Here is a 21,020-nt window from a genome sequence, read left to right on the forward strand (position 1 = left end):
AATGAAAATCTCCGCGTTGAAGACCGCTCTGTTTTGCGCGACCGCTTTTGGCGTCGCGTCGCTGGCCGCACCGGCCTCGGCCCAGGAAATCGGCGCCTGCCTGATCACCAAGACCGACACCAACCCCTTCTTCGTCAAGATGAAGGAAGGCGCCACCGCCAAGGCGCAGGAACTGGGCGTCAACCTGAAATCCTATGCCGGCAAGATCGACGGCGACAGCGAAAGCCAGGTCGCGGCGATCGAGAGCTGCATCGCCGACGGTGCCAAGGGCATCCTCATCACCGCCTCCGACACGGCCGGCATCGTGCCCTCGATCAAGAAGGCGCGCGACGCGGGCATTCTCGTCATCGCGCTGGACACGCCGCTGGAGCCGGCGGATGCCGCCGACGCCACCTTTGCCACCGACAATCTGCTGGCCGGCGAACTGGTCGGCAAATGGGCGGCGGCGACGCTGGGCGAGGGCGCCAAGGATGCGAAGATCGCCTTCCTCAACCTGACGCCGTCGCAGCCGACCGTGGACGTGCTGCGCAACCAAGGCTTCATGAAGGGTTTTGGCATCGACACCAAGGACATCAACCGCATCGGTGACGAGGACGACCCGCGCATCGTCGGCCACGATGTCACCAACGGCAACGAGGAAGGCGGCCGCAAGGCCATGGAGAACCTGCTCCAGAAGGACCCTTCGATCAATGTCGTCCACACCATCAATGAGCCGGCGGCGGCCGGCGCCTATGAGGCGCTGAAGGCGGTCGGCATGGAAGGCAATGTGCTGATCGTCTCGGTCGACGGCGGCTGCCCGGGCGTCAAGAACGTCGAGGCCGGCGTCATCGGCGCCACCTCCCAGCAATATCCGCTGCTGATGGCCTCTCTCGGCATCGAGGCGATCAAGAAGTTCGCCGAGACCGGCGAAAAGCCGCAGGCCACCGAAGGCAAGGACTTCGTCGATACGGGCGTGGCGCTGGTCACGGCCAAGCCGGCCGAGGGCGTCGAGTCCATCGATGTCCAGAAGGGGCTGGAACTGTGCTGGGGTTGATCTGACCCGTGCTTGGGCACACTATCGCGAGGCGCGCGGAAAATCCGTGCGCCTCAGGTGAAAGCGCTCCGGGGAGGAGAGCCGGATGACCGAGGCGTCGGCACGCGGCGGGCAGCCGCAGGAGTTCGAGAAGGTTCTGACGGGCAGCGACACTGCGGTGGCGCAGTTCGAGAGCCACGACCGGACGGCGGTGGAGCGGCTCCAGCATTTCCTGCATTCGAGCCCGGCGGCGGTGCCGCTGATCGTGCTCATCGCTTCCCTTGCCGTCTTCGCCTTCGTTATCGGCTCGCGTTTCTTTTCGCCGTTCTCGATGACGCTCATCCTCCAGCAGGTGGCGATCGTCGGCATCATCGGCGCCGCGCAGACGCTGGTGATACTGACCGCCGGCATCGACCTCTCGGTCGGCGCCATCATGGTGCTGACCTCCGTGGTGATGGGCCAGTTCACCTTCCGCTACGGCCTGCCGGCGCCGGTCGCCATCCTGTGCGGCTTCGGCGTCGGTGCGGCCTGCGGCTTCCTCAACGGCTGGCTGGTGTCGCGGGTGAAGCTGCCGCCCTTCATCGTCACGCTTGGCACCTGGCAGATCATCCTGGCCGCCAACTTCCTCTATTCGGCCAATGAAACCATCCGCGCGCAGGACATCGAGGCGCAGGCGCCGCTGCTGCAATGGTTCGGCAACAATATCCGCGTCGGCAACGCCGTCTTCACCTATGGCGTCATCGCCATGGTCGTGCTCGTTCTGGTGCTCTGGTACGTGCTCAATCACACGGCATGGGGCCGGCATGTCTATGCCGTCGGCGACGACCCGGAGGCGGCGGAGCTTTCCGGCGTCAACGTCAACCGCATGCTGTTGTCGGTCTATGTGCTGGCCGGGCTGATCTGCGCGCTGGCGGGCTGGGCGCTGATCGGGCGGCTGGGCTCGGTGTCGCCGACCTCCGGCCAGTTCGCCAATATCGAATCCATCACGGCGGTGGTGATCGGCGGCATATCGCTGTTCGGCGGACGCGGTTCCATCCTCGGCATGCTGTTCGGCGCGCTGATCGTCGGCGTGTTCTCGCTGGCGCTGCGCCTGATCGGCACGGACCCGCAATGGACCTATCTGCTCATCGGCGTGCTCATCATCGCCGCCGTCACGGTGGACCAGTGGATCAGGAAGGTGGCCGGCTGATGCAAAGCGAACCTCTTCTCACGGCGCGCGGCCTGGTCAAGCGCTATGGCCGGGTGACGGCCCTCGACGCGGCCGACTTCGACCTCTATCCGGGCGAGATCCTTGCGGTGATCGGCGACAACGGCGCCGGCAAGTCCTCGCTGATCAAGGCGATCTCGGGCGCCATCACGCCCGATGAGGGCGAGATCAGGCTGGACGGTAAGCCCGTCGCCTTTCGCTCGCCCATGGAGGCGCGCGATGCCGGCATCGAGACCGTCTACCAGAACCTGGCGCTGTCGCCCGCCTTGTCGATTGCCGACAACATGTTCCTCGGCCGCGAGATCAGGCGGCCCGGGCCACTCGGCAAATGGCTGCGCATGCTCGACCGCCCGGCGATGGAAAAGCGGGCGCGGGCCATGCTTTCCGAACTCGGCCTGATGACCATCCAGAACATCGGGCAGGCGGTCGAAACGCTCTCCGGGGGTCAGCGGCAGGGCGTGGCGGTGGCGCGGGCGGCGGCCTTCGGTTCCAAGGTCGTCATCATGGACGAGCCGACGGCGGCGCTCGGCGTCAAGGAATCGCGGCGTGTGCTGGAACTGATCCTCGACGTGAAGAAGCGCGGCCTGCCGATCGTGCTGATCTCGCACAACATGCCGCATGTGTTCGAGGTGGCGGATCGCATCCACATCCACCGGCTGGGCCGGCGTCTCACCGTCATCGATCCCAAGGAATACACCATGTCGGACGCCGTGGCCTTCATGACCGGCGCCAAGCGGCCACCGGAAACTGCCGTCGCGGCCTGAATTGGGCCATCTTCACCGGCACTGTCGGAAAGCGTATCTGGATTGCGGATCGAAGTGCATGCTTGCGCGTTGATCCGCATCCGCACGCTTGTTTCCCTAAGAGGCAGACCGACAGATGATCCGCACCGTGGCGACCACCCCGTTCAACGACCAGAAGCCGGGAACTTCCGGGCTGCGCAAGAAGGTGCCGGTATTCCAGCAGGCGCAATATGCGGAGAATTTCATCCAATCGATCTTCGACGCGCTCTCGGGTTTCGAGGGCAAGACGCTGGTGGTCGGCGGCGACGGCCGCTACTACAACCGCGAGGTGATCCAGAAGGTCGTCGCCATGGCCGCCGCCAACGGCTTCGGCAGGCTGATGATCGGGCAGGGCGGCATCCTGTCGACGCCGGCGGCCTCGCATCTCATCCGCAAATACAAGGCCTTCGGCGGCATCATCCTTTCCGCCAGCCACAATCCCGGCGGGCCGAAGGAGGATTTCGGCATCAAGTACAATGCCGAAAATGGCGGGCCGGCGCCGGAAAAGATCACCGATGCGATCTATGCGCGCTCGAAGGAAATCCGCGAATACAGGATCGCCGATATCGATGAGGTCGACATCGACACGATCGGCGAGGTCGAGGTCGAAGGCATGACGGTGGAAGTCGTCGACCCGGTTCGGGACTATGCCGACATGATGGAAAGCCTGTTCGACTTCAACGCGCTGCGCAGGCTTTTTGACTCGGGTTTCCGCATGCGCTTCGACGCCATGCACGCCGTCACCGGACCCTATGCGAAGGAGATATTCGAGCGTCGCCTGGGCGCGGCCGAGGGCACCTGCCGCAATTTTCGGCCGCTTCCGGATTTCGGCGGTCATCACCCCGATCCCAACCTCGTCCACGCCAAGCATCTTTATGACGAGATGATGGGGCCGGACGCGCCCGATTTCGGTGCCGCATCGGATGGCGACGGCGACCGCAACCTGATCATCGGCAAGGGCATTTTCGTCACCCCCTCGGACTCGCTGGCGCTGCTGGCGGCCAACGCCCGGGTGGCGCCCGCCTATGCGGCGGGGCTGGCAGGCATCGCCCGCTCCATGCCGACCAGCGGCGCGGCCGACCGCGTGGCGCAGAAGCTCGGCATCGGCCTCTACGAGACGCCGACCGGATGGAAGTTCTTCGGCAATCTGCTCGATGCCGGGATGGCGACGATCTGCGGCGAGGAAAGCGCCGGCACCGGCTCCAGCCATGTGCGCGAGAAGGACGGGCTGTGGGCGGTGCTTCTGTGGCTGTCGATCCTTGCCGCGCGCGGCGAAAGCGTGAAGGAGATCGTCGAGACGCACTGGGCCGAGTTCGGCCGCAACTACTATTCGCGCCACGATTATGAAGAGGTCGAGACCACCCGCGCCGACGGGTTGATCGAGGAGTTGCGCGGCCGGCTGCCGGACCTGCCGGGAACCCAGGTGCGCGGCCTGACGGTGGAGACGGCCGACGACTTCGCCTATCACGATCCGGTCGACGGCTCGGTCAGCGAGCATCAGGGCATCCGCATCCTGTTCGCGGGCGGGTCGCGGGTCGTGTTCCGCCTTTCGGGAACCGGCACCAGCGGCGCCACGCTGCGCGTCTATATCGAGCGCTACGAGCCTGACGCGGCAAGGCATGGTCTCGACACGCAGCAGGCGCTGGCCGACCTGATCACGGCGGCCGACGAGATTGCCGGCATCCGCCGCCATACCGGCCGCGACCGGCCGAGCGTCATCACTTGATTAGGCTACTGCACCAGCACGGAACGGCCGCAGGTGGCGCCGGTGACGCGCACATCGGCTTCCCCCAGCTTGATGCCGAGAAGGCCGAGCACATTGTCGAGCAGGGCATCCACGGCCGGGGTGACGCCGCGCAAGGCCGGGGAGACGGCTTTCGTCACCGTGCCGAGCAGCCAGCCGAGGTCGATGCCCAGTCCCAGCGGCTCGACCGACAGCTTCAGATCGTCGATCAGGCTTGATGTGAGCGAAGCCGTATAGTCGCTGGTCCTCGCCGTCTTGACCGCTTTCGCATCGATGTCCGCGCGCGTGAAGGTGAGGGCGATCGGCTCGCCATTGCCCATCCTGGCATGGGCGTAGCCCTTGACCTTGATCAGGTCGAGCGAGATCAGCAGCAGTTTCAGGCTGACATCGGCAATCGCCACCGGACGGAACAGCAACCGGCGGGTGAAGTCGGCGAAGCCCGAGCCATAGGCCTCCGCGATATAGAGTTCCGCGATGCCGGGCGTCGTACCGACCCGGACGCGGATGCTCTCCGGCCGGCCGGTCGGGCATTCGATCGAGTTCAGCCGCGCCTCGGCATAGGCGATTTCGACATGCAGCGGCAGCCTGATCGACAGAAGGTGGATACCGCCGCCGAGATTGCCGGCAAGGGGGCTGACGGTGGCGACGAGGCTGATGCGCGTCTGGGCGGTGCGCACGACCGTTCCCTCCTCGCCGACCGCCAGCCAGGGGGAGCTTTGCGGCGGCTCGCCGATCGCGATGTTGAGCTTGAGTGAGCCGAGACCGGGCAGGGTGCCGCCGAGATCGACGGCGACCTGATGATCGCCATTGGCGATTGCCGCGCTTGCCGTCAGCATCGACAGCACATTGGCCGCGATGTCGAGCCCCGCCGGCCGCTGGCCGATCCCCAGCCTGGCGACGTTGCCCAGATCGATCAGGCTGCGCAGCGAAACCAGAAGGTTGGCGCTCGAGCGCGCGCCCAGCGTTTGCAGTGCGATGCGGGTGGTGCTGTCGAGGCCCGGCACGTCGGCCATGGCGGCAGCGATTTGGCCGATCCGGACATCCGAGGCCAGCACGTCGGAATAGGTGCCGGCGGTGATGCCGATGCGGGTGGCGAGTGCGTCGAGGAAGGGCAGCACGCCGATGTCGGCCTTCGCCAGTGCCTCATAGTCCATGACGCTCAGACTGATGTTGCCGCCAAGCAGGCCGCCGAGCAGCGCGTTGAGCAGGCCACCGTCGAGCCGGAGCAGGCGCGAGCCGACGGAAAAGGAGGCCTCGGCGGTGCTGCTGGCGATGGCCGAGGTGCCGATTACCGGCGGGGCCATGACGCTGCTTCCGAAATAGAGGCGGCCGGTCTTCTTCAATGACACCTGCACCGCATTGTAGGGCTGGACCCCGGGCTTGAAGCGGCTGGCGACGGATTCGCTGGAGTTCGGGATGTAGCGGCCCTTGACCACCTCCGCCACCGGCCGGCCGGGCAGGGGCGGCGTCGTGTCGCCGGCCGGGCGCAGCAGGACGGAGCCGAGGCCGTTGTCGGCCAGCGTGGCGGCCACCACCGCTTCCGCCCTGCCGATATTGGCGTTCGCGGCGATGTCGGTGATGGCCTGGGCGTGGCGGCGCTCGGTGTAGAGCGCGCCTTCGTCCACCGCGAAGGCGGTGAGCACGATGGCGAAGGGCAGGGTCAGTGCCGTCATCACCGCGAAATTGCCCCGGGAATTCTTGAGGAACCGTCTGACGCGGCGCGGCGCGCGTGCGAGGTTCTTTTCCATCACAGTCCTCCCAGCCTGATGGTGGATTGCCGCTGGATCGTCGTGCCCGGCATGGCGATGCCGTGGAACAGGTTCCAGATCGGCAGGTCGGTGGCGTCATAGCTGACGGAAACCACGAAGCGGCTGCCGTCCATCGCGCTGTCGCGGGCATCGACGGTGAGCTTGCGCGGATCCAGGAACGGATAGCCGGCACCGTTGCGGGTGATGAAGTCGTTGACGAGGTCGGTGCGCTCCTGTGCCGACAGCCCGCCCATGGAGATGCGGGCCGCATCGGCGGCGAGTTGCTGCACCGAATGGCTGGCGCCGAAATAGATGCCATAGGCAATCATGCCGAGCAGAAGCATCAGGAAAATCGGGGCCAGGATGGCGAACTCGATGGCGGTGGCAGCCCGGCGACATCGGCAAAAACGGCCGAGGCGGCTTGTTTGAGGTGAAGCATTGATCATGAGCATATCCAGCATCATGCAACCTCAGATTGTATAAAATTGACAATAATCAACTTTAAAGTGCAAAGGTTTACCGATGATTACGGGGCGGAATTGTTCAGGATCGCGCTTGCTCGATATGTCCAACCATATATAACCACATTGACGAAGCTGATCTCGGGACGCCTGCGATGCCTCTTTTCCGACTGCTGCTTGTTGCATTTTTCGCCCTTCAACTGGTTGTGGTGCCGGCCGTTGCCGAGGCGGCGCGACAGTTCGTCGATGCCGCCGGCAGGTCGGTCGAGATTCCGGACAGGATAGAGCGCGTGCTGGCTGCCGGCCCGCCGGCCTCGGTGCTGCTTTATGTGCTGTCGCCGGAAAAGATGGTGGGCTGGGTGCGCAGTCCCTCGGCCGCCGAAAAGGAATTCCTCGCCGCCCCCTATCGCGACCTGCCGGAAACCGGACGCCTCACCGGGCGCGGCAATACCGCCAATATCGAGATGGTGCTGTCCATGAAGCCGGACATCATCATCGATGTCGGCAGCGTCGATGCCACCTACGCCTCGCTGGCCGACCGGGTGCAGGAGCAGACCGGCATTCCCTATGTGCTGATCGACGGCGCATTCGCGCGTACGCCGGAAACCCTCCGCGAGGTGGCGGGCCTGCTGGGCGTCGGGACGCGTGGCGAGGAACTCGCATCCTATGCCGAGCGCACCATGGACTGGCAGAAGCAGGCGGTGGCCGGCATCCCGGACGCCGAGCGCCCGCGCGTCTATTACGGGCGCGGACCGGACGGGCTGGAAACGGGCGCGGCCGGATCGATCAACATGGAAATCCTCGACGTGGTTGGCGCGCGCAATGTCGCCGCGCTGTCCGGTTCCGGCGGCCTTTCCAACGTCTCGATCGAGCAGGTGCTGGGCTGGGACCCGGATGTGATCCTGACGCTCAACCCCGACTTCCAGAAATCGGTCATGACCGATCCGACCTGGGCCAATCTCAGGGCGGTGAAGGAGGGCAGGGTCTACAGGGCGCCGACGCTGCCCTACGGCTGGTTCGACTCCCCGCCCGGCGTCAACCGCCTGATGGCGGTGACCTGGCTGACGGCGATACTCTATCCGGGCAAGGGCGAGTTCGACCTGCGGGAGCGGACGCGCGAATTCTATCGTCTCTTCTATCAGGTCGATCTGTCGCAAGAGCAGCTTGACCGGCTTCTGGCCGAGTCCATGGGGCGGTGAGGATGAGCGAAACGTTGCCGGAGATCGGCAGGCAGGGGCGCGCCTCCCGCTTGCGGCCGCTGCTGCCGCCGGCCCTGCTGGCGGTCATCGTGGTTCTTGCCCTCTCGGCCGGCAAATATGACGTCTCGCTGTCCGACATGGCGCTGGTCATCTGGTCGCGCCTGACCGGCATGCCGAGCGGCCTCGACGCCACTGTGGAAACTGTGGTCTGGAATGTGCGGCTGCCGCGCGTGCTGGCCGGGCTGCTGGTCGGCGCCTCGCTGGCCGCGGCCGGCGCGGTCTATCAGGGCCTGTTCCGCAATCCGCTGGTTTCTCCCGATATTCTGGGCGTATCGGCCGGGGCCAGCCTTGGTGCCGTCGGCGGCATCTTCTTCTCCCTGCCGGTGCTGGCGATCCAGGGCATGGCCTTCGCCGGCGGGCTCGTGGCGGTTGCGATGGTCTATCTGGTCGGCTCCATGGTGCGCGGCCGCGACCCCATCCTGGTGCTGGTGCTGGCGGGCGTGGCGATCGGGGCGCTGCTCGGCGCCTGCATCTCGCTCCTCAAGGTCCTTGCCGACCCCTACAACCAGCTTCCCGCCATTACCTTCTGGCTGCTCGGCAGCCTGGCCAGCATCACCCGTGCCGATGCCGTCTCCATCCTGCCGGCCGTGCTGGTCGGGCTGGTGCCGATGGTGCTGCTGCGCTGGCGCATGAACCTGATGACGCTGGACGAGGAGGAAGCGCGCGCGCTCGGCATCGAGACCGGCCGGCTGCGCCTGTTGCTGGTGGCAGCGGCAACGCTGATGACGGCGGCCGCGGTTTCCGTGTCCGGCATCATCGGCTGGGTCGGGCTGGTCATGCCGCACATCGCCCGCAGCCTCGTCGGGCCGGATTTCGGACGGCTGCTGCCGGCCTCGCTGATGCTCGGTGGCGGCTATCTGGTCGGTGTCGATGCGCTGGCGCGCACCGTCGCCCAGATCGAGGTGCCGCTCGGCATCCTGACGGCGGTGATCGGCGCGCCGTTCTTCCTCTGGCTGCTGGCGAGCGGAAGGCGCGGCTGGCAATGATGATGAGCGCGCGCGAACTTGCCTTCGGCTATCGCGGCACGCCGGTGGGCGAGGGCGTGACGCTGGCGGTCGAGGCGCGCAATGTGCTGTGCCTGATGGGCCCCAACGGTTGCGGCAAGACCACGCTGTTCCGCACGCTGCTCGGCCTGCTGCCGCCGCTGGCCGGCAGGCTGGAGTTGCATGGCCGGCCGGTGCAGGAATTCAGCCGCCCGGAATTCGCCCGCCACGTCGCCTATGTGCCGCAGGCCGGCTCGTCCTATTTCCCGTTCAGCGTCATGGAGGTGGTGATCATGGCGCGGGCCAGCCGCATCGGCACCTTCGCCACGCCATCCGCCCATGATCGGCAGATATCGATGGCCGCGCTGGAGCGGCTCGGCCTTGTCCATCTCGCCGGTCGGTCGTTCACCGAAATCAGCGGCGGCGAGCGGCAGATGACGCTGATCGCGCGGGCCCTGGCGCAGGAAGCGGAACTGATCGTCATGGACGAGCCGACCGCCAGCCTCGATTTCGGCAATCAGGCGCGGGTGCTGGATTGCATCAACGAATTGCGCGGCTCCGGTCTCGCCATCGTGCTGTCGACCCACGACCCCGGCCATGCCTTCGCCTGCGCCGACCGCGTAGCGTTGATGAAGAAGGGCCGGATCGTCGGGCTGGGCACGCCGCCGGACGCAGTCACGCCGGAGACGCTGCGCGGCCTTTACGGTGTCGAGGTCGCGGTGGAGTTCATGCAAGGGGCCGGGCGCAGCATCTGCGCGCCGGCGCTCGGCCGTTTCCGGCAGCAGGAGTGACGAAATGGTGAGGGAGAACGAGATACGAAAGGGCGAGCGGGCCGTGGAAGCGCCGCCCGCGACCGATGCCGGGCTGGTGTTCATCGGGCGCATTCACACGCCATGGACATCGCGCATGGCGACGCCGCGGCAGGGGCGCCGCGACGGCCCCATCTGCCGCATCGAGGTCTTCGAGCCATGGGTCGAGGCGCTGGCCAATATCGAGGAGTTCGAGGAACTGGAGGTGCTTTACTGGCTGCACCTGTCGCGGCGCGATCTGGTGCTGCAAAGCCCCGCCAATGACGGTTCGGCGCGCGGCACCTTCTCGATCCGCTCGCCGGCGCGGCCCAATCCCATCGGCACCTCGATCGTCGGGCTTGTGGGGCGGGAGGGCAATGTGCTTCTGGTGCGCGGCATGGACTGCCTCGACGGCACGCCACTGCTCGACCTGAAGCCTGAACGGACAGGCTTCACGCCCATCGCCCCGCCGCAGCCGGGCGATTTCGAGGTAGGGTAAGCCCCCAGTGGAAATGCCCGCCGGCAATCGCAATTGCCGGCGGGTGTTGTCGGGGAGGATGCTTCAGAACGTGATGCGAGAGTTCAGATAGAAGGTGCGGCCGGGCTCGGGAAAGCCGTCACGCATCTCGTAATGCTTGTCGAGCATGTTGCGGACGCCGGCGGTAATCGAGGTCTGCTCATTGATCGCGTATTCTATATTGAGGTTGGCGAGGCCGAAGCCCGGCAGCTTCCTGTAGTTGCCTCCGCCTATGCTGGACCAGCGTCCGCTCGACAGTTCGAGGCCGGGCGAAATGGTGAGCTTTTCGATCGGGCGCCAATGGGCATAGAGATATGCCACGTGCTCGGGCCTGCCCTCCGGCCTCAGGTTCGGACTTGCGGGATTTTTCAGTTCGCTCTTCAGCAAGGTGTAGTTGCCGCCCAGCGTGAGTTCGGGAAGCACGTCCCACTCGCCGGAAACCTCGAACCCGTAATACTGCGCCTTGCCGACATTCTGGGCCTGGGTGCAGTTGACGCCACCGCCGCCTATCGGTGCGCACGAGAGCCCGGATACGCTGATGATGGCATTGCTGACATCGCTGTAGAACACGGCGCCGCCGATCCGCGCGTCACCGTCGAGGACGGTGGCCGTGCCGCCGATCTCGTAGTTGTAGGCGCGCTCGGCCTCGAGCCCGGGATTGGGGATATTGGTGCCGAAGCGGGTGCTGTAGCGCTCAAAGAGATTGGGGAAGCGCGTACGGGCCGACAGGCTGGCGTGAAGTTCCAGGTCCGGCGTCGCCCGCCAGATCGCCGCCCCTTGCCAGTTGAACGCGTCCATGCTGGTGAGCGATGCGCTGTCGATGGTTCCGCCGGGCGAGCCGCCGCCGGGAGGATTCGGAGGCGTATAGAACTCCGCTCGTATGGTCTTTTGCGTGTCGTAGCTCAGGCCCGCGACGAGATCGAGGGTTTCGGCGGCGTGGAAGGTGTTCTCCGCTGCCACGGACCAGGTGTCCTCCGACCTCTGCACCGTCGGTTCCCAGCCGGTCCAGCCGGCAGGGACGCCAGTGGTGCGACCGGGCCATTCGTGATCCGTGTTCCGGTGCGCGTCGCGCCGGTAGTGGAGGGCGGTCTTCAGCGTGTTCATGGGGATCAGCTCCGTGCCGCCCTCCACGCTGAAGCCGTAGGCGTAGTCCTTGTAGTAGCTGTCGAAGCCCCGCCCCGATTGCGAATCGAAGTTCACGTCGTCGAAGGCGGACAACAGGTTGTCGAACGTGTTGTAGTAGGTCTTCGTCTTCACATAGGACGCATCGCCGATTGCTGTGTGAGAGTTGAACGACGCGCTGGAAACGTTCCAGTAAGGCCAGGTCCAGTTGTTCTGCCAGCCGCCGTTCGGCGTGATGCCGCGCACATTGTCGCGAACGTGGTAGGGCGCCCCCTTGCTGCCTTCCTGGTGCGTGTAACTGACGACGTATTCGTCGGTTGCGTTGGGCGTCAAACCGGCCTTGAGATTGATGCGCCAGTCCTCGACCTGGCTGAAGTCGCGGCGTCCCAGCCCCTGCACGGGGTCGCCGCCGCCCGGCGGCGGTACGGGATTGTAGTTGCGCGACAGGAACCAGCCGTCGCTGTTGCGGACCGCACCGCTGGCCTGAAGGTAGAACATCTCCTGTTTCGTGCCGACGGAGCCGAACAGCGTATAGCCGGACAGCTTGCCGGTGTTGCCGAGTTCGAAGCCGGCGCGCACTTCACCTTCCAGTTCCCTGGTCGGCTTGCGGGTGACAAGATTGATGGCGCCGCCCATGCCGCCGGGGCCGTCGAGAACCGAGACATAGCCCTTGTGGATCTGGATTTCGGCAAGGTCCGGCGTCAGGAAGCGGCCGACGTCGATCCGGTTGTCTGCCGGCAGGTAGATGCGCACGCCGTCGATCGACAGCGGCACCTGCCAGCGGTCGAAGCCGCGCACATAGATCATGCGCTCATTGCGCTGACCGCCGGAGTTGGAGACCTCGACGCCCGGCACCGTGCGCAGGGCATCGTCCAGCGTGTTGCGGTTCTGGATGCGCACCTCTTCGGAAGAAACGACGCTCTGCGAGACGGCCTGGCCGCTGGTTCCGCCAACCTGCCGGTCGCCATAGACGGTGATCCGCCCCAGGACGAACACGTCCTCATCGGCCTTCCTGGCGCGAGGCTTCTTGTCCTTTTCGTTGGACTGGACCTCTGCAATTTCGCTCTCGTCGGTCTGCGCCAGCGCCTGCTGGGCAGACATGACGGTGGCCAGCGCTGTAAGCGCTGCACCCATGTAGACATATCGCAATTTGACATCCCCCGGAAAAATCAAACCATAAAACGGATTCTGAGCGAGATGTCTCTCACTAGAATCCAAGTGTTATATTCATAAAAATATATCGCTGCCAAGAGCAAGCCCTATTTCCGTGACCGGGCACCGGTTTGGGATGTCATGAGCCGGCTCTTGCAGAAGACGCTTCTTGCCTCTATATCGATAGCACCCTACTAAATAGGAGTGCATTAAATGGACGCTGGCGAGCAGTTCGCCGTCGAGCTTTCCCGTGTGAGCCGGCTGTGGCGCAAGCGCATCGACGAGCGGCTGCGCCATCTCGACCTCACCCAGGCGCGCTGGATGGTGCTGTTGCAGCTTTCGCGCGCTGCGCCTGTTTCCCAGCGCGAACTGGCCGACACCATCGGTGTCGAGGGTCCGACCCTGGTGCGGGTGCTCGACAATCTGGAGCGTCAGGGCCTTGTCCTGCGCCGGGCGTGCCCGGGCGACCGGCGCGTCAAGCTGGTCGAGCTGGCCGAGGGCGCCGGACCTGTCCTGGCCGAGATTTCGCGTATCGCCGCCGGGCTGCGGCGCGAATTGCTGGAAGACGTGGCTGCCGAGGAATTGGGCCGGGCGCGCGAGCTTCTGAAAATCATTGGAGATCGTTTGGAGTCGGGCACCGGTGGATAAGGTAGTGGAACTGCGTAAGGAAAAGGAAGTGGCCGAGGCCGTGGAGCCGCAAGTGTCCGTCGATGCGCCGGCCGCACCGCGAAGGGCGCGCGGCCGCATGGGTGGGGGCAGGCTGCGGCTGCTGCTGGTCGTCGCCGCGCTGGTGGCGGCGGCGCTGGTGGTGTGGCCGTGGCTGGCGCACCGCTGGAGCCATGTCGCCATCAACGATTCGCGGATCGCCGCCAATCTGGTGACGGTCGGCAGCGAGGTCAGCGGCCGGGTCACCACCGTCGATGTCATAGCCGGCGACCAAGTGAAGAAGGGCGACCTTCTGGCCTCGATCGACAGCGAGAATGCCCGGCTCGAACTTGCGGCGCTCGATGCCCAGATCGAAGGCGTGAGCGCCCAGCAGGCGCAGCTTCGCGCCGAGCAGGACATGGTCCGCACCCAGGTGACGGCAAAGCTGGCGGCCGGCGAGGCGCAGCTTGTCGCCGCCGAGGCCAATCACCGCGCCAGCGAAGCGACCCTCGCCAGCGCGAAGAGCCGCTTCGAGCGCGTCAGCCGTCTGGCCACCAGCAAGGTCACGTCCGAGCAGGTGCTGGAGGAGGCGCAGGCCGCCCTGTCGACGGCGACCGAGCAGGAAAAATCCGCCGCCGCCGCCATTTCCACCGCCCGCGCCAATCTGGACGTGGTGCAGGCCGAACAGGCGCAGATCGCGGTGCTCGACCGCCAGATCGCCGTTCTCGACAGCCAGAAGGCGGCGCTTGCGGCCCAGCGCGGCCAGAAGCAGGTGGATCTGGGCCGGCGTGAGATCCGGGCGCAATTCGACGGCGTCATCGACAGCACCTTTGTCGAAGCTGGCGAATATGTGGGGCCGGGCACGCGGCTTCTCATCTACCACGACCCGGGCGTGATCTGGGTCGACGCCAATGTCAAGGAAACCGACTTCGGCCGGGTGAAGCTCGGTGCGCCGGCCAGCATCACGGTCGATGCCTATCCGCAGCTCAAGGTCGAGGGCAAGGTGGCGCGCATCGGCGAGGCGGCGACCAGCCAGTTCGCGCTGCTGCCCAGCCCCAATCCGAGCGGCAACTTCACCAAGATCACCCAGCGCCTGCCGATCCGCATCGCCATCGACCAGCATGACGGGCTGCTTCGGCCCGGCATGATGGTGGAAGTGAGCGTCGATGTCGTCAATTGAAGGCCTGTTCGACCGATACGGGCCGTCCTACCGCTGGTTCGCCACCGGCACGGTGATGGTGGCGACCATCGCCGTGGTGCTGTCGACGACCATCGTCAACGTCGCCATTCCCGACGTGATGGGCGCCTTCGGCATCAGCCAGGTGCAGGCGCAGTGGCTTTCCACCGGATTTCTGGCCGCGATGACCGCGACCATGCTGCTGACCGACTGGGCCGAGCGCGCTTTCGGCCAGCGCACCACCATGGTGGGGGCGCTGACCATATTCATGGCCGGGTCGGTGCTCGGCGGCCTCGCCCCGAACGAGACCATCCTGACGGTCGCGCGCGTCATCCAGGGCGCAGCGGCGGGGGTGATCCAGCCGCTCGCCATGATCCTGCTGTTCCAGATTTTCCCGCCGAACCAGCGCGGTGCGGCGATGGGCATATTCGGCATCGGCGTCGTGCTTGCCCCGGCGCTGGGGCCGTGGATCGGCGGCATGCTGATCGATGCCTTCAGTTGGCGCTACGTGTTCTATCTCGGCATTCCCTTCGCCGTCATCGGCATCCTGCTCGCCAATCTCTTCCTGCCCGTGCGCAAGCAGACAGGCCCGCGCCCCGGTTTCGACTGGGGCGGCATGGTGCTGCTGAGCCTGTTTCTGGCAACCGTGCTCAACGCGCTGACCAATGCGCAGCGGCTCGGCTGGTCATCCGATCCCATTCTTCTCCAGTTCGCCGTGGCGGCGGTCGCGATCACCGGTTTTGTGTGGTGGGAGACGACGAGCGCCAAGCCCATGCTCGATCTCAGGCTGTTCGCCAACGTGCCGTTCTCCTCAGCCTCGCTGGTCGCCTTCATCATGGGCGCCGGGCTGTTTGGCTCCACCTATCTGGTGCCGCTGTTCGTGCAGACCATACAGGGTCTGACGCCGACGCAGGCGGGCCTGCTGCTGATGCCGTCCGGCTTCGTGCTGGTGGTGATCTTCCCGATTGCGGGACGGCTGTCGGACAAGGTTCCGGCCGGCTATCTGATCGGCATCGGCATGCTGATCTTCGCCTGGTCGTCGTGGCTAACGGCTTCGGTCAGCGTCGACACCGCCTTCTGGACCCTGGCCTGGTGGACGGTGATCTCGCGGATCGGGCTTGGCCTGCTGTTTCCGTCGCTGACCGCCGGCTCGCTCAAGGTGCTGCCGCGCGAACTGGTGGCGCAGGGCTCCGGGGCGATCAACTTCATCCGCCAGCTCGGTGGCGCCTTCGGCGTCAATCTTCTGTCCGTGTTCCTGGAGCGGCGCACCGTCTACCATGCCGATGCGCTGACCGCGACGCAGACCAGCCACAACCCCGCCACCATGGATCTGTTGTCCACCGTGGCCGGCATCGCCAAATCCGGCGGTCTGCCCGACTATCAGCAGATTCCGGCCGCGCTCCAGTTCCTCGGGCAGGTGATCTCGATACAGGCCAACACGCTGGCTTTCCATGACGGTTTTTTGATCGTCACCGTGGTCTTCCTGATCGCCCTGGTGCCGACCTGGATGCTGCATCGCGCCCAGCGCAAGCCGCACGGCGTCTGATACCGCGACGGCAGGGCATTTCAGGGGGCTGCATACCAATGCGCCCGCTTCGGCCCACATCGGGCTGACAAGCGTCATGAATGCTGGCTTCGGCGAAAAGCCGAAAGCTGAATTGATCGGCTATTCAGTCTTCTCGGGCAGCTTCTTCTGGGTCGTCTGGGCTTCCGCTGCCGATGCCGTCTCGGTGTTCTTTACGCTGGCTGTCGTCGTTTGCTTGTCCACCGAGGCCGATACGTTCGAATGCCATGCGCATTCCGCGGCGGCTGCCGACACGGAAAGACCAAATGCTGCGGCGAATGCGAGGAATGTCTTCATCGTCGTTCTCCTGCTGCGTCGATCGCGAAAAGGTAACCTCTCGCCCCGGAAACAAGAAATCACGTTTTGCTTCCCGCACCCGGGCGCCGGACAGCAACGCCCTGCCGGGCCAAGGGCGGTGGGCTTTGAAGAAGCCCCTGTCAGATGGGAATGGGCTCGACCTGAAGTTTTTGGGTGAGGGCAGATATTTCTGCGTCGAAGGACCGTCTCATATCGCGCTTTTCGCCGTCGTTCAGCCAGGTGGCCTCGATCCCGGCCAGCGCCAGTGCTGCTGCTTCCGTAGCGGAGAGTCCAAGCCGCTCCTGGGCGGTGACATAGGATTGACCGATGTCCGTCTTGAACATCGGCGGATCGTCGGTGGCAATGGTGAGATTGAGGCCGGCCTCGCGCATCTTCCCGATGCTGTCCCAGCGCTTCTTCATCCGTGACGCAATGCAGGTGTGGGAGCCTACGGTGCATGCGATGCCGCAGTCACGGCAGCGTCGCACCACCGCCGGGTCGGCCAGCATATTGTAGCCATGGTCGAGCCGGTCGCAGCCGAGCAGGTCGAGGCAGTCCGTTACGTGCGAAGGAGGCGCCTGCTCCAATGTCTGGTTGTCTTCACAGACATGGGCCGTGCAACGAAGGCCGGCTTTCCTGGCCATCGCATAGGCTTCGGCAAACAGATGAGGCTTACCCTTGTATTCCGCGCAGTCCATGCCGATGCCGATCACCCGCTCGCGCGGGTGATTGACGACGTCACGCACCATGTCCAGGGCCGAGCCGGAACCCAGCTCCCGATTGATGGACGGGATCAGCCTTCCGACGACGCCGAACTCCTTCTCGGCGGCTTCAAGCCCTTCGATATAGCCGTCCACCATGGTCATGTAGGAGATGCCTTGCGGATAGTGGTACTGAGGATTGAAGAACAGCTCCGCATAGCGCAGGTTTCCGGCAGCGGCTGCATCGCGCAGGGCCTCGTACGAGACCCGGGCAAAATCCCCCTTGTCCTTTATGCATCCCGCTATGCGTTCCAGGACGTCGAGGAAGTCGTAGAAATCCTGGAAATCATAGATCTTTTCGGCGTCCCAGGTGGGGAGATCAACGCCATTCTTGCGGGCAAGGTCGAACAGCGTTCGAGGTTGGAGCGTGCCGGCCAGGTGGAAATGAAGGTCGACCTTCGGCAGGCGGCGCAGGTACTGGTCCAGGTTCATGGTCTCTTCTTTCACGCAGCCGATGCGTTGTTGCCGAGCGCGACTGGCTTGCAGGGCGTCTTCGACGGCATCAGCCAGTCCAGCCCGAAAGTGATTGCGAGATTGGCGGCAAAGGCCACGAGGCCGACATTGGCGCCTCCAAGGTCCACTTCCGTTGCATAGAGCACGACCGCTGCCACCACGCCGACGACCAGGCCGCTGCCAACCGAAGTTGCCGAAACACGGCGACCGAAGAAGACGGCAAGCCACGCTGCGCCGAACTGGATTGCGATATAGTTGCTGAAGTTGAGGACGCCGATCATCAGCTTCGGCACGACGAGCGTCAGCGAGGCGGCAACGATGAGGAACACCGCGATCGTGATTCGCGTCCACCGGCGCTGCGCCGTCACCGGCACGCTTGGCAGGAGATTGCGCGTGACGATTGCGGAACAGCTGAGCGCGTTGACGGAAAGCACCAGGATACCGGCAAGACAGGCGCCCGCTATCACGAAGCCGACCAGCCATGGCGGCAGGAGGCCGTGGGCGATATCGAGGAAAATCCGGTTTGCGTTCTCGGCATTGGGAAAGGCCGTGAGTGCATAAAGGGCGACGATGGCGCCAAACGGCAACATGATGAGATAGAGGGGCATGAAGACGGTCGCGCTCTTCACCGCCGCCTCGGATTTTCCCGTAAAGACAAAGGGGCTGACCGAAGGCTGCAAATAGAGCCCGAATCCCTGGAACAGGATCGTGGTGATCGCGAAGGTGAGGGCGGGCCCGGTCATGCTCAAATGGCTCGCGGGCATCGATATCGGCATGGGCTCCGCCGGCGCACCCCAGATCGCCCAGAAGGCAGCAACGCCGACGGCGACGATGCCGACCATCATTGCGATGTCCTTGATGAAGGCGACAAAGGCGGAGCCTTTCACCCCGGCGAGACCGACGTAGACGAAGGCCAGGCACCCGGCAGCACCGAGGAGACCGGCCGGGCTCAGTTCAAGCCCCAGTTCGCCGAGAGCCACCTGGATACCGACGAACTGGAATTGCCCCCATGTCGCAACCGCGATCAAGGCCCCGATCGACATGACGATTTCGAGATTGCGGCTTTCAAAATGTCGTCCGAACACTTCCGGAACCGTAAGCGCATTGTGCCGCTTGGCGGCGCGCCAGATCAGGGGCGCGGTAAAATAGGCGAAGGGATAGGCAAGCAGCAGATAGCCCATGTACCAATAGGCGCTTTCCAGGCCCTTGGCATATATCCCCGCCGGGAAAGCCAGGATGGAGCCGATGGAGTAAACCTCGCCCACGGCAAGGACGAAGACCAGAAAGGCGGGCATGGACCTGCCGGCTACCAGCATGTGATTAATGTCGAGGTTCTTGATGCCGAAGCGGGCCGCGGCCGCGGCGGCAATCGACAGAGCCATCACCAGTACGAAGACGAAGATCATCATGGCTGATCTTCCTCGGCGCCGACGTAGTGCTGGCGGTCGAAGCAGTACCAGCAGACGATGAGACACAGGGCCGTTGCCGGGATGCACAGGAACATCCACAGCAACAGGACCGGGATGCCTTGCCAGGTAAGGTTGGGGTCGTTCAGGAAAGGCGGGACGATTACGATCAAAAGGATCGGTACGCCCATGCCGATCAGCATGGTCGGTAATTTGGACACTCGAGTCTCCTCCCTCGGGTTGCGGTCTGAGATTCCTAGGTCAGGCTAGCTTTCACCTGTCCTGCCAGCGTCTGGAGCCGTACGACGCAGATGGTCGAATACGAGGTCCATCGCCCATTGAATGGTGTCGGCCACTTCCTGGCCGGACATCCCGAATTCCTCGCGCAACGTGTGCCAGGCCAGCACGTTGTCCAGATATGTCACGACAGCCTCGGCGCGGCGTCGTTCTTTCTCGCTGAGGCCGCTGGTCAGCGGCGCCAGAACGTCCCGGCTCAGTTCGATGAATTGCTTTCGGAATTCGCTGCGGGCCGTGCGCCCCACTCGGCTGACGGCGATGGCATGCGCCAGACGGGGATGCTTGTCGAATTGCGCGCATGCCTGGCGGAACCCGTTTGACAGGTCCTCGGGTCCGCTGGAGGGAATGAGCCTGAAGATGTTCGCGCTGATCCATTCGCCGGCAGCCGAGATCAGGTCCGCCCGGGTAGGAAAATGGCGGAATATCGTTCTTTCGGCCACATTGGCCGCCCGCGCCAGGGCAGCCATCGATATCTGATCGATTTCATCGTCTTCGAGCAACTCGACCAAGGCGCGCACGATCCTGTCGCGGGTCATGGCTGCCTGCTCTTCCCTGAGTGTAATTGGTCTCGATCCAGACTTCATGTCATAATCATGACATGAAGTCCTGACCGTGTCAAACCCGGAGATTGCGATCGGTACAGGAAGACGCCCGGTCCCCTCGCGGGCGATGGCCCGCTGAAGCGGCCTCGGGAGATCAGAACGGCAGGGCTGTCCCATTCGCGGGCCAGCCCTGCCGGGGCAGTAGCTATTCGATGATATCGACAATCTCGTTCGTGGCGGGGTCGACGACGATCGTCCGCCCCTCGACGACGGCATAGCGGTAGTCGACTTCCGGAACCTCGTGAAGCACTACCGTTTCGGGCACCTTGGCGCCCAGATTCAACTCCAGCCCCAGGATTTCGACGGAGGCGACCGGATTCTGCGTCACATATTCGCGAATGACGGTGCGCTGCTCGGGTTGGATGACAATCGTTTCGCTGGGCTGGGAGGGGACAATCACCGTATCCTGAGCGTTGGCCACGCCGAGGCCGGCAAGGGTGGCGCAAACGGCAAAAGTAGCAAGAAGCGGTTTCATGGGATTTCTCCTTTCAGACACCCAATGCTGGAGGGGAAATGCAGGGCCAAGGGGCCCCGTTCCGCAATGAAATAAGGTCATTTTGCGACTCGCGCCGACCCTGCCGCAGGAAGCCGGCGACGAGGCGGTATGCCTCACGGCCCAACCGGCAGGATCGTTCCCTGCGCGATCGCGCAAAGCTGCTCCCCGCCGTCTTCCCGGGAGAGGATTTCGCATTGGCAGACGGCCTGGCGTTTCCCTTTGCCGACGGTTCTTGCCCGGGCGACAAGATAGTCGCCCCTTGCCGGCCGCAGGTAGTTGATCTTGAATTCGGAGGTCAAGGCGTCACCGCCGAGGGCGAGCCCGCCGGCAAATGTCAGCGCGTTGTCCGCAAGATAACTCAGCACGCCTCCATGAACAAAGCCGTGCTGTTGGCGGTGATGGCCGGAAATGGTCAGGCCGATCTCGGCATGGTCCGCGCCGACCGAAAGCAACTTCGCTCCGATCCAGCGGGTGAATGGTTGCGAAGCGAAGACTTCCTGCGCGAACGCCTTCAGGTTGGGCATCGGCAAATATTCCTGCGAGAGGA

Annotated in this window: 21 protein-coding genes; 11 read left to right on the plus strand and 10 right to left on the minus strand. The window is 64.6% G+C overall.

Translation table 11 applies throughout. The features are described from left to right. Position 1 precedes the first annotated feature (1 nt). The 4 genes from ACVCNR_RS14560 (at position 2) to ACVCNR_RS14575 (ending at position 4,727) form a co-directional block, all read left to right on the plus strand. On the plus strand, positions 2 to 1,033 hold the full coding sequence (locus ACVCNR_RS14560) for a sugar ABC transporter substrate-binding protein (protein ID WP_447075266.1): 1,032 nt from the start codon (positions 2 to 4) through the stop codon (positions 1,031 to 1,033). Positions 1,034 to 1,118: 85 nt separating this feature from the next. Next, positions 1,119 to 2,201: an ABC transporter permease gene (locus ACVCNR_RS14565; protein WP_354193029.1), complete on the plus strand. Its 1,083-nt coding sequence runs from the start codon at positions 1,119 to 1,121 to the stop codon at positions 2,199 to 2,201. Beyond that, the gene (locus ACVCNR_RS14570; RefSeq protein ID WP_447075267.1) at positions 2,201 to 2,983 is read left to right on the plus strand and encodes an ATP-binding cassette domain-containing protein; all 783 of its coding nucleotides are present in this window, start codon (positions 2,201 to 2,203) and stop codon (positions 2,981 to 2,983) included. The genes ACVCNR_RS14565 and ACVCNR_RS14570 overlap by 1 nt, the downstream gene beginning before the upstream one ends. A gap of 115 nt (positions 2,984 to 3,098) precedes the next feature. Continuing rightward, positions 3,099 to 4,727: an alpha-D-glucose phosphate-specific phosphoglucomutase gene (locus ACVCNR_RS14575; RefSeq protein WP_447075268.1), complete on the plus strand. Its 1,629-nt coding sequence runs from the start codon at positions 3,099 to 3,101 to the stop codon at positions 4,725 to 4,727. Positions 4,728 to 4,732: 5 nt separating this feature from the next. Here ACVCNR_RS14575 and ACVCNR_RS14580 read toward each other — a convergent pair whose 3' ends face one another. Both ACVCNR_RS14580 and ACVCNR_RS14585 read right to left on the minus strand, forming a co-directional pair. Then, the gene (locus tag ACVCNR_RS14580; protein WP_447075269.1) at positions 4,733 to 6,493 is read right to left on the minus strand and encodes a TadG family pilus assembly protein; all 1,761 of its coding nucleotides are present in this window, start codon (positions 6,491 to 6,493) and stop codon (positions 4,733 to 4,735) included. Beyond that, positions 6,493 to 6,939, minus strand: a complete 447-nt coding sequence (locus tag ACVCNR_RS14585) for a TadE/TadG family type IV pilus assembly protein (protein WP_447075270.1) — start codon at positions 6,937 to 6,939, stop codon at positions 6,493 to 6,495. The genes ACVCNR_RS14580 and ACVCNR_RS14585 overlap by 1 nt, the downstream gene beginning before the upstream one ends. Positions 6,940 to 7,109: 170 nt before the next feature. On the opposite strand from ACVCNR_RS14585, the gene ACVCNR_RS14590 reads away from it, so the two are divergent. Genes ACVCNR_RS14590 through tsaA form a run of 4 tightly spaced genes read left to right on the plus strand, consistent with a single transcriptional unit; the run spans position 7,110 to position 10,483 of the window. Then, the gene (locus ACVCNR_RS14590; RefSeq protein ID WP_447075271.1) at positions 7,110 to 8,153 is read left to right on the plus strand and encodes an iron ABC transporter substrate-binding protein; all 1,044 of its coding nucleotides are present in this window, start codon (positions 7,110 to 7,112) and stop codon (positions 8,151 to 8,153) included. 2 nt (positions 8,154 to 8,155) lie between these two features. Further along, the gene (locus ACVCNR_RS14595) at positions 8,156 to 9,199 is read left to right on the plus strand and encodes a FecCD family ABC transporter permease (protein WP_447075272.1); all 1,044 of its coding nucleotides are present in this window, start codon (positions 8,156 to 8,158) and stop codon (positions 9,197 to 9,199) included. Beyond that, positions 9,196 to 9,987, plus strand: a complete 792-nt coding sequence (locus ACVCNR_RS14600; RefSeq protein WP_447075273.1) for an ABC transporter ATP-binding protein — start codon at positions 9,196 to 9,198, stop codon at positions 9,985 to 9,987. Before ACVCNR_RS14595 ends, ACVCNR_RS14600 begins: the two co-directional genes overlap by 4 nt. A 4-nt stretch (positions 9,988 to 9,991) precedes the next feature. Beyond that, complete coding sequence (tsaA, locus tag ACVCNR_RS14605) at positions 9,992 to 10,483, plus strand: tRNA (N6-threonylcarbamoyladenosine(37)-N6)-methyltransferase TrmO (RefSeq protein ID WP_447075274.1); 492 nt, start codon at positions 9,992 to 9,994, stop codon at positions 10,481 to 10,483. Positions 10,484 to 10,546: 63 nt separating this feature from the next. On the opposite strand, the gene ACVCNR_RS14610 is transcribed toward tsaA, so the two are convergent. Then, positions 10,547 to 12,757: a TonB-dependent receptor plug domain-containing protein gene (locus ACVCNR_RS14610; protein WP_447075275.1), complete on the minus strand. Its 2,211-nt coding sequence runs from the start codon at positions 12,755 to 12,757 to the stop codon at positions 10,547 to 10,549. Between the two features lie 231 nt (positions 12,758 to 12,988). Between ACVCNR_RS14610 and ACVCNR_RS14615 the strand changes: the two genes are divergently transcribed. From ACVCNR_RS14615 to ACVCNR_RS14625, 3 genes are read left to right on the plus strand one after another with little or no spacing between them, the layout of a single operon-like run. Then, complete coding sequence (locus ACVCNR_RS14615; RefSeq protein ID WP_354193017.1) at positions 12,989 to 13,423, plus strand: MarR family transcriptional regulator; 435 nt, start codon at positions 12,989 to 12,991, stop codon at positions 13,421 to 13,423. 4 nt (positions 13,424 to 13,427) lie between these two features. Further along, entirely contained in the window at positions 13,428 to 14,600 is a 1,173-nt protein-coding gene (locus ACVCNR_RS14620) for an HlyD family secretion protein (RefSeq protein ID WP_447075276.1), read from the plus strand. Next, complete coding sequence (locus tag ACVCNR_RS14625) at positions 14,587 to 16,143, plus strand: DHA2 family efflux MFS transporter permease subunit (protein WP_354193015.1); 1,557 nt, start codon at positions 14,587 to 14,589, stop codon at positions 16,141 to 16,143. The genes ACVCNR_RS14620 and ACVCNR_RS14625 overlap by 14 nt, the downstream gene beginning before the upstream one ends. A 120-nt stretch (positions 16,144 to 16,263) precedes the next feature. Here the strand turns inward: ACVCNR_RS14625 and ACVCNR_RS14630 are convergent, their stop codons facing one another. The 7 genes from ACVCNR_RS14630 to ACVCNR_RS14660 all read right to left on the minus strand — a co-directional run bounded on the left by ACVCNR_RS14630 (position 16,264) and on the right by ACVCNR_RS14660 (position 20,997). Further along, positions 16,264 to 16,458: a hypothetical protein gene (locus ACVCNR_RS14630; protein WP_354193014.1), complete on the minus strand. Its 195-nt coding sequence runs from the start codon at positions 16,456 to 16,458 to the stop codon at positions 16,264 to 16,266. Between the two features lie 140 nt (positions 16,459 to 16,598). Continuing rightward, complete coding sequence (gene add / locus ACVCNR_RS14635) at positions 16,599 to 17,651, minus strand: adenosine deaminase (RefSeq protein WP_447075277.1); 1,053 nt, start codon at positions 17,649 to 17,651, stop codon at positions 16,599 to 16,601. 11 nt (positions 17,652 to 17,662) lie between these two features. After that, complete coding sequence (locus tag ACVCNR_RS14640; protein ID WP_447075278.1) at positions 17,663 to 19,081, minus strand: sodium:solute symporter family protein; 1,419 nt, start codon at positions 19,079 to 19,081, stop codon at positions 17,663 to 17,665. Further along, positions 19,078 to 19,299: a DUF3311 domain-containing protein gene (locus ACVCNR_RS14645; protein ID WP_354193011.1), complete on the minus strand. Its 222-nt coding sequence runs from the start codon at positions 19,297 to 19,299 to the stop codon at positions 19,078 to 19,080. The genes ACVCNR_RS14640 and ACVCNR_RS14645 overlap by 4 nt, the downstream gene beginning before the upstream one ends. A gap of 45 nt (positions 19,300 to 19,344) precedes the next feature. Beyond that, complete coding sequence (locus tag ACVCNR_RS14650) at positions 19,345 to 19,911, minus strand: TetR/AcrR family transcriptional regulator (RefSeq protein WP_354193010.1); 567 nt, start codon at positions 19,909 to 19,911, stop codon at positions 19,345 to 19,347. 211 nt (positions 19,912 to 20,122) lie between these two features. Then, positions 20,123 to 20,452 (minus strand): DUF1236 domain-containing protein, encoded by a 330-nt coding sequence (locus ACVCNR_RS14655; RefSeq protein WP_354193009.1) that lies wholly within the window; start codon positions 20,450 to 20,452, stop codon positions 20,123 to 20,125. Between the two features lie 134 nt (positions 20,453 to 20,586). Beyond that, positions 20,587 to 20,997, minus strand: coding sequence for a PaaI family thioesterase (locus tag ACVCNR_RS14660; protein ID WP_354193008.1), 411 nt, complete (start codon positions 20,995 to 20,997; stop codon positions 20,587 to 20,589). Between the last annotated feature and the right edge of the window lie 23 nt (positions 20,998 to 21,020).

It is taken from the genome of Aquamicrobium terrae (assembly GCF_052978165.1).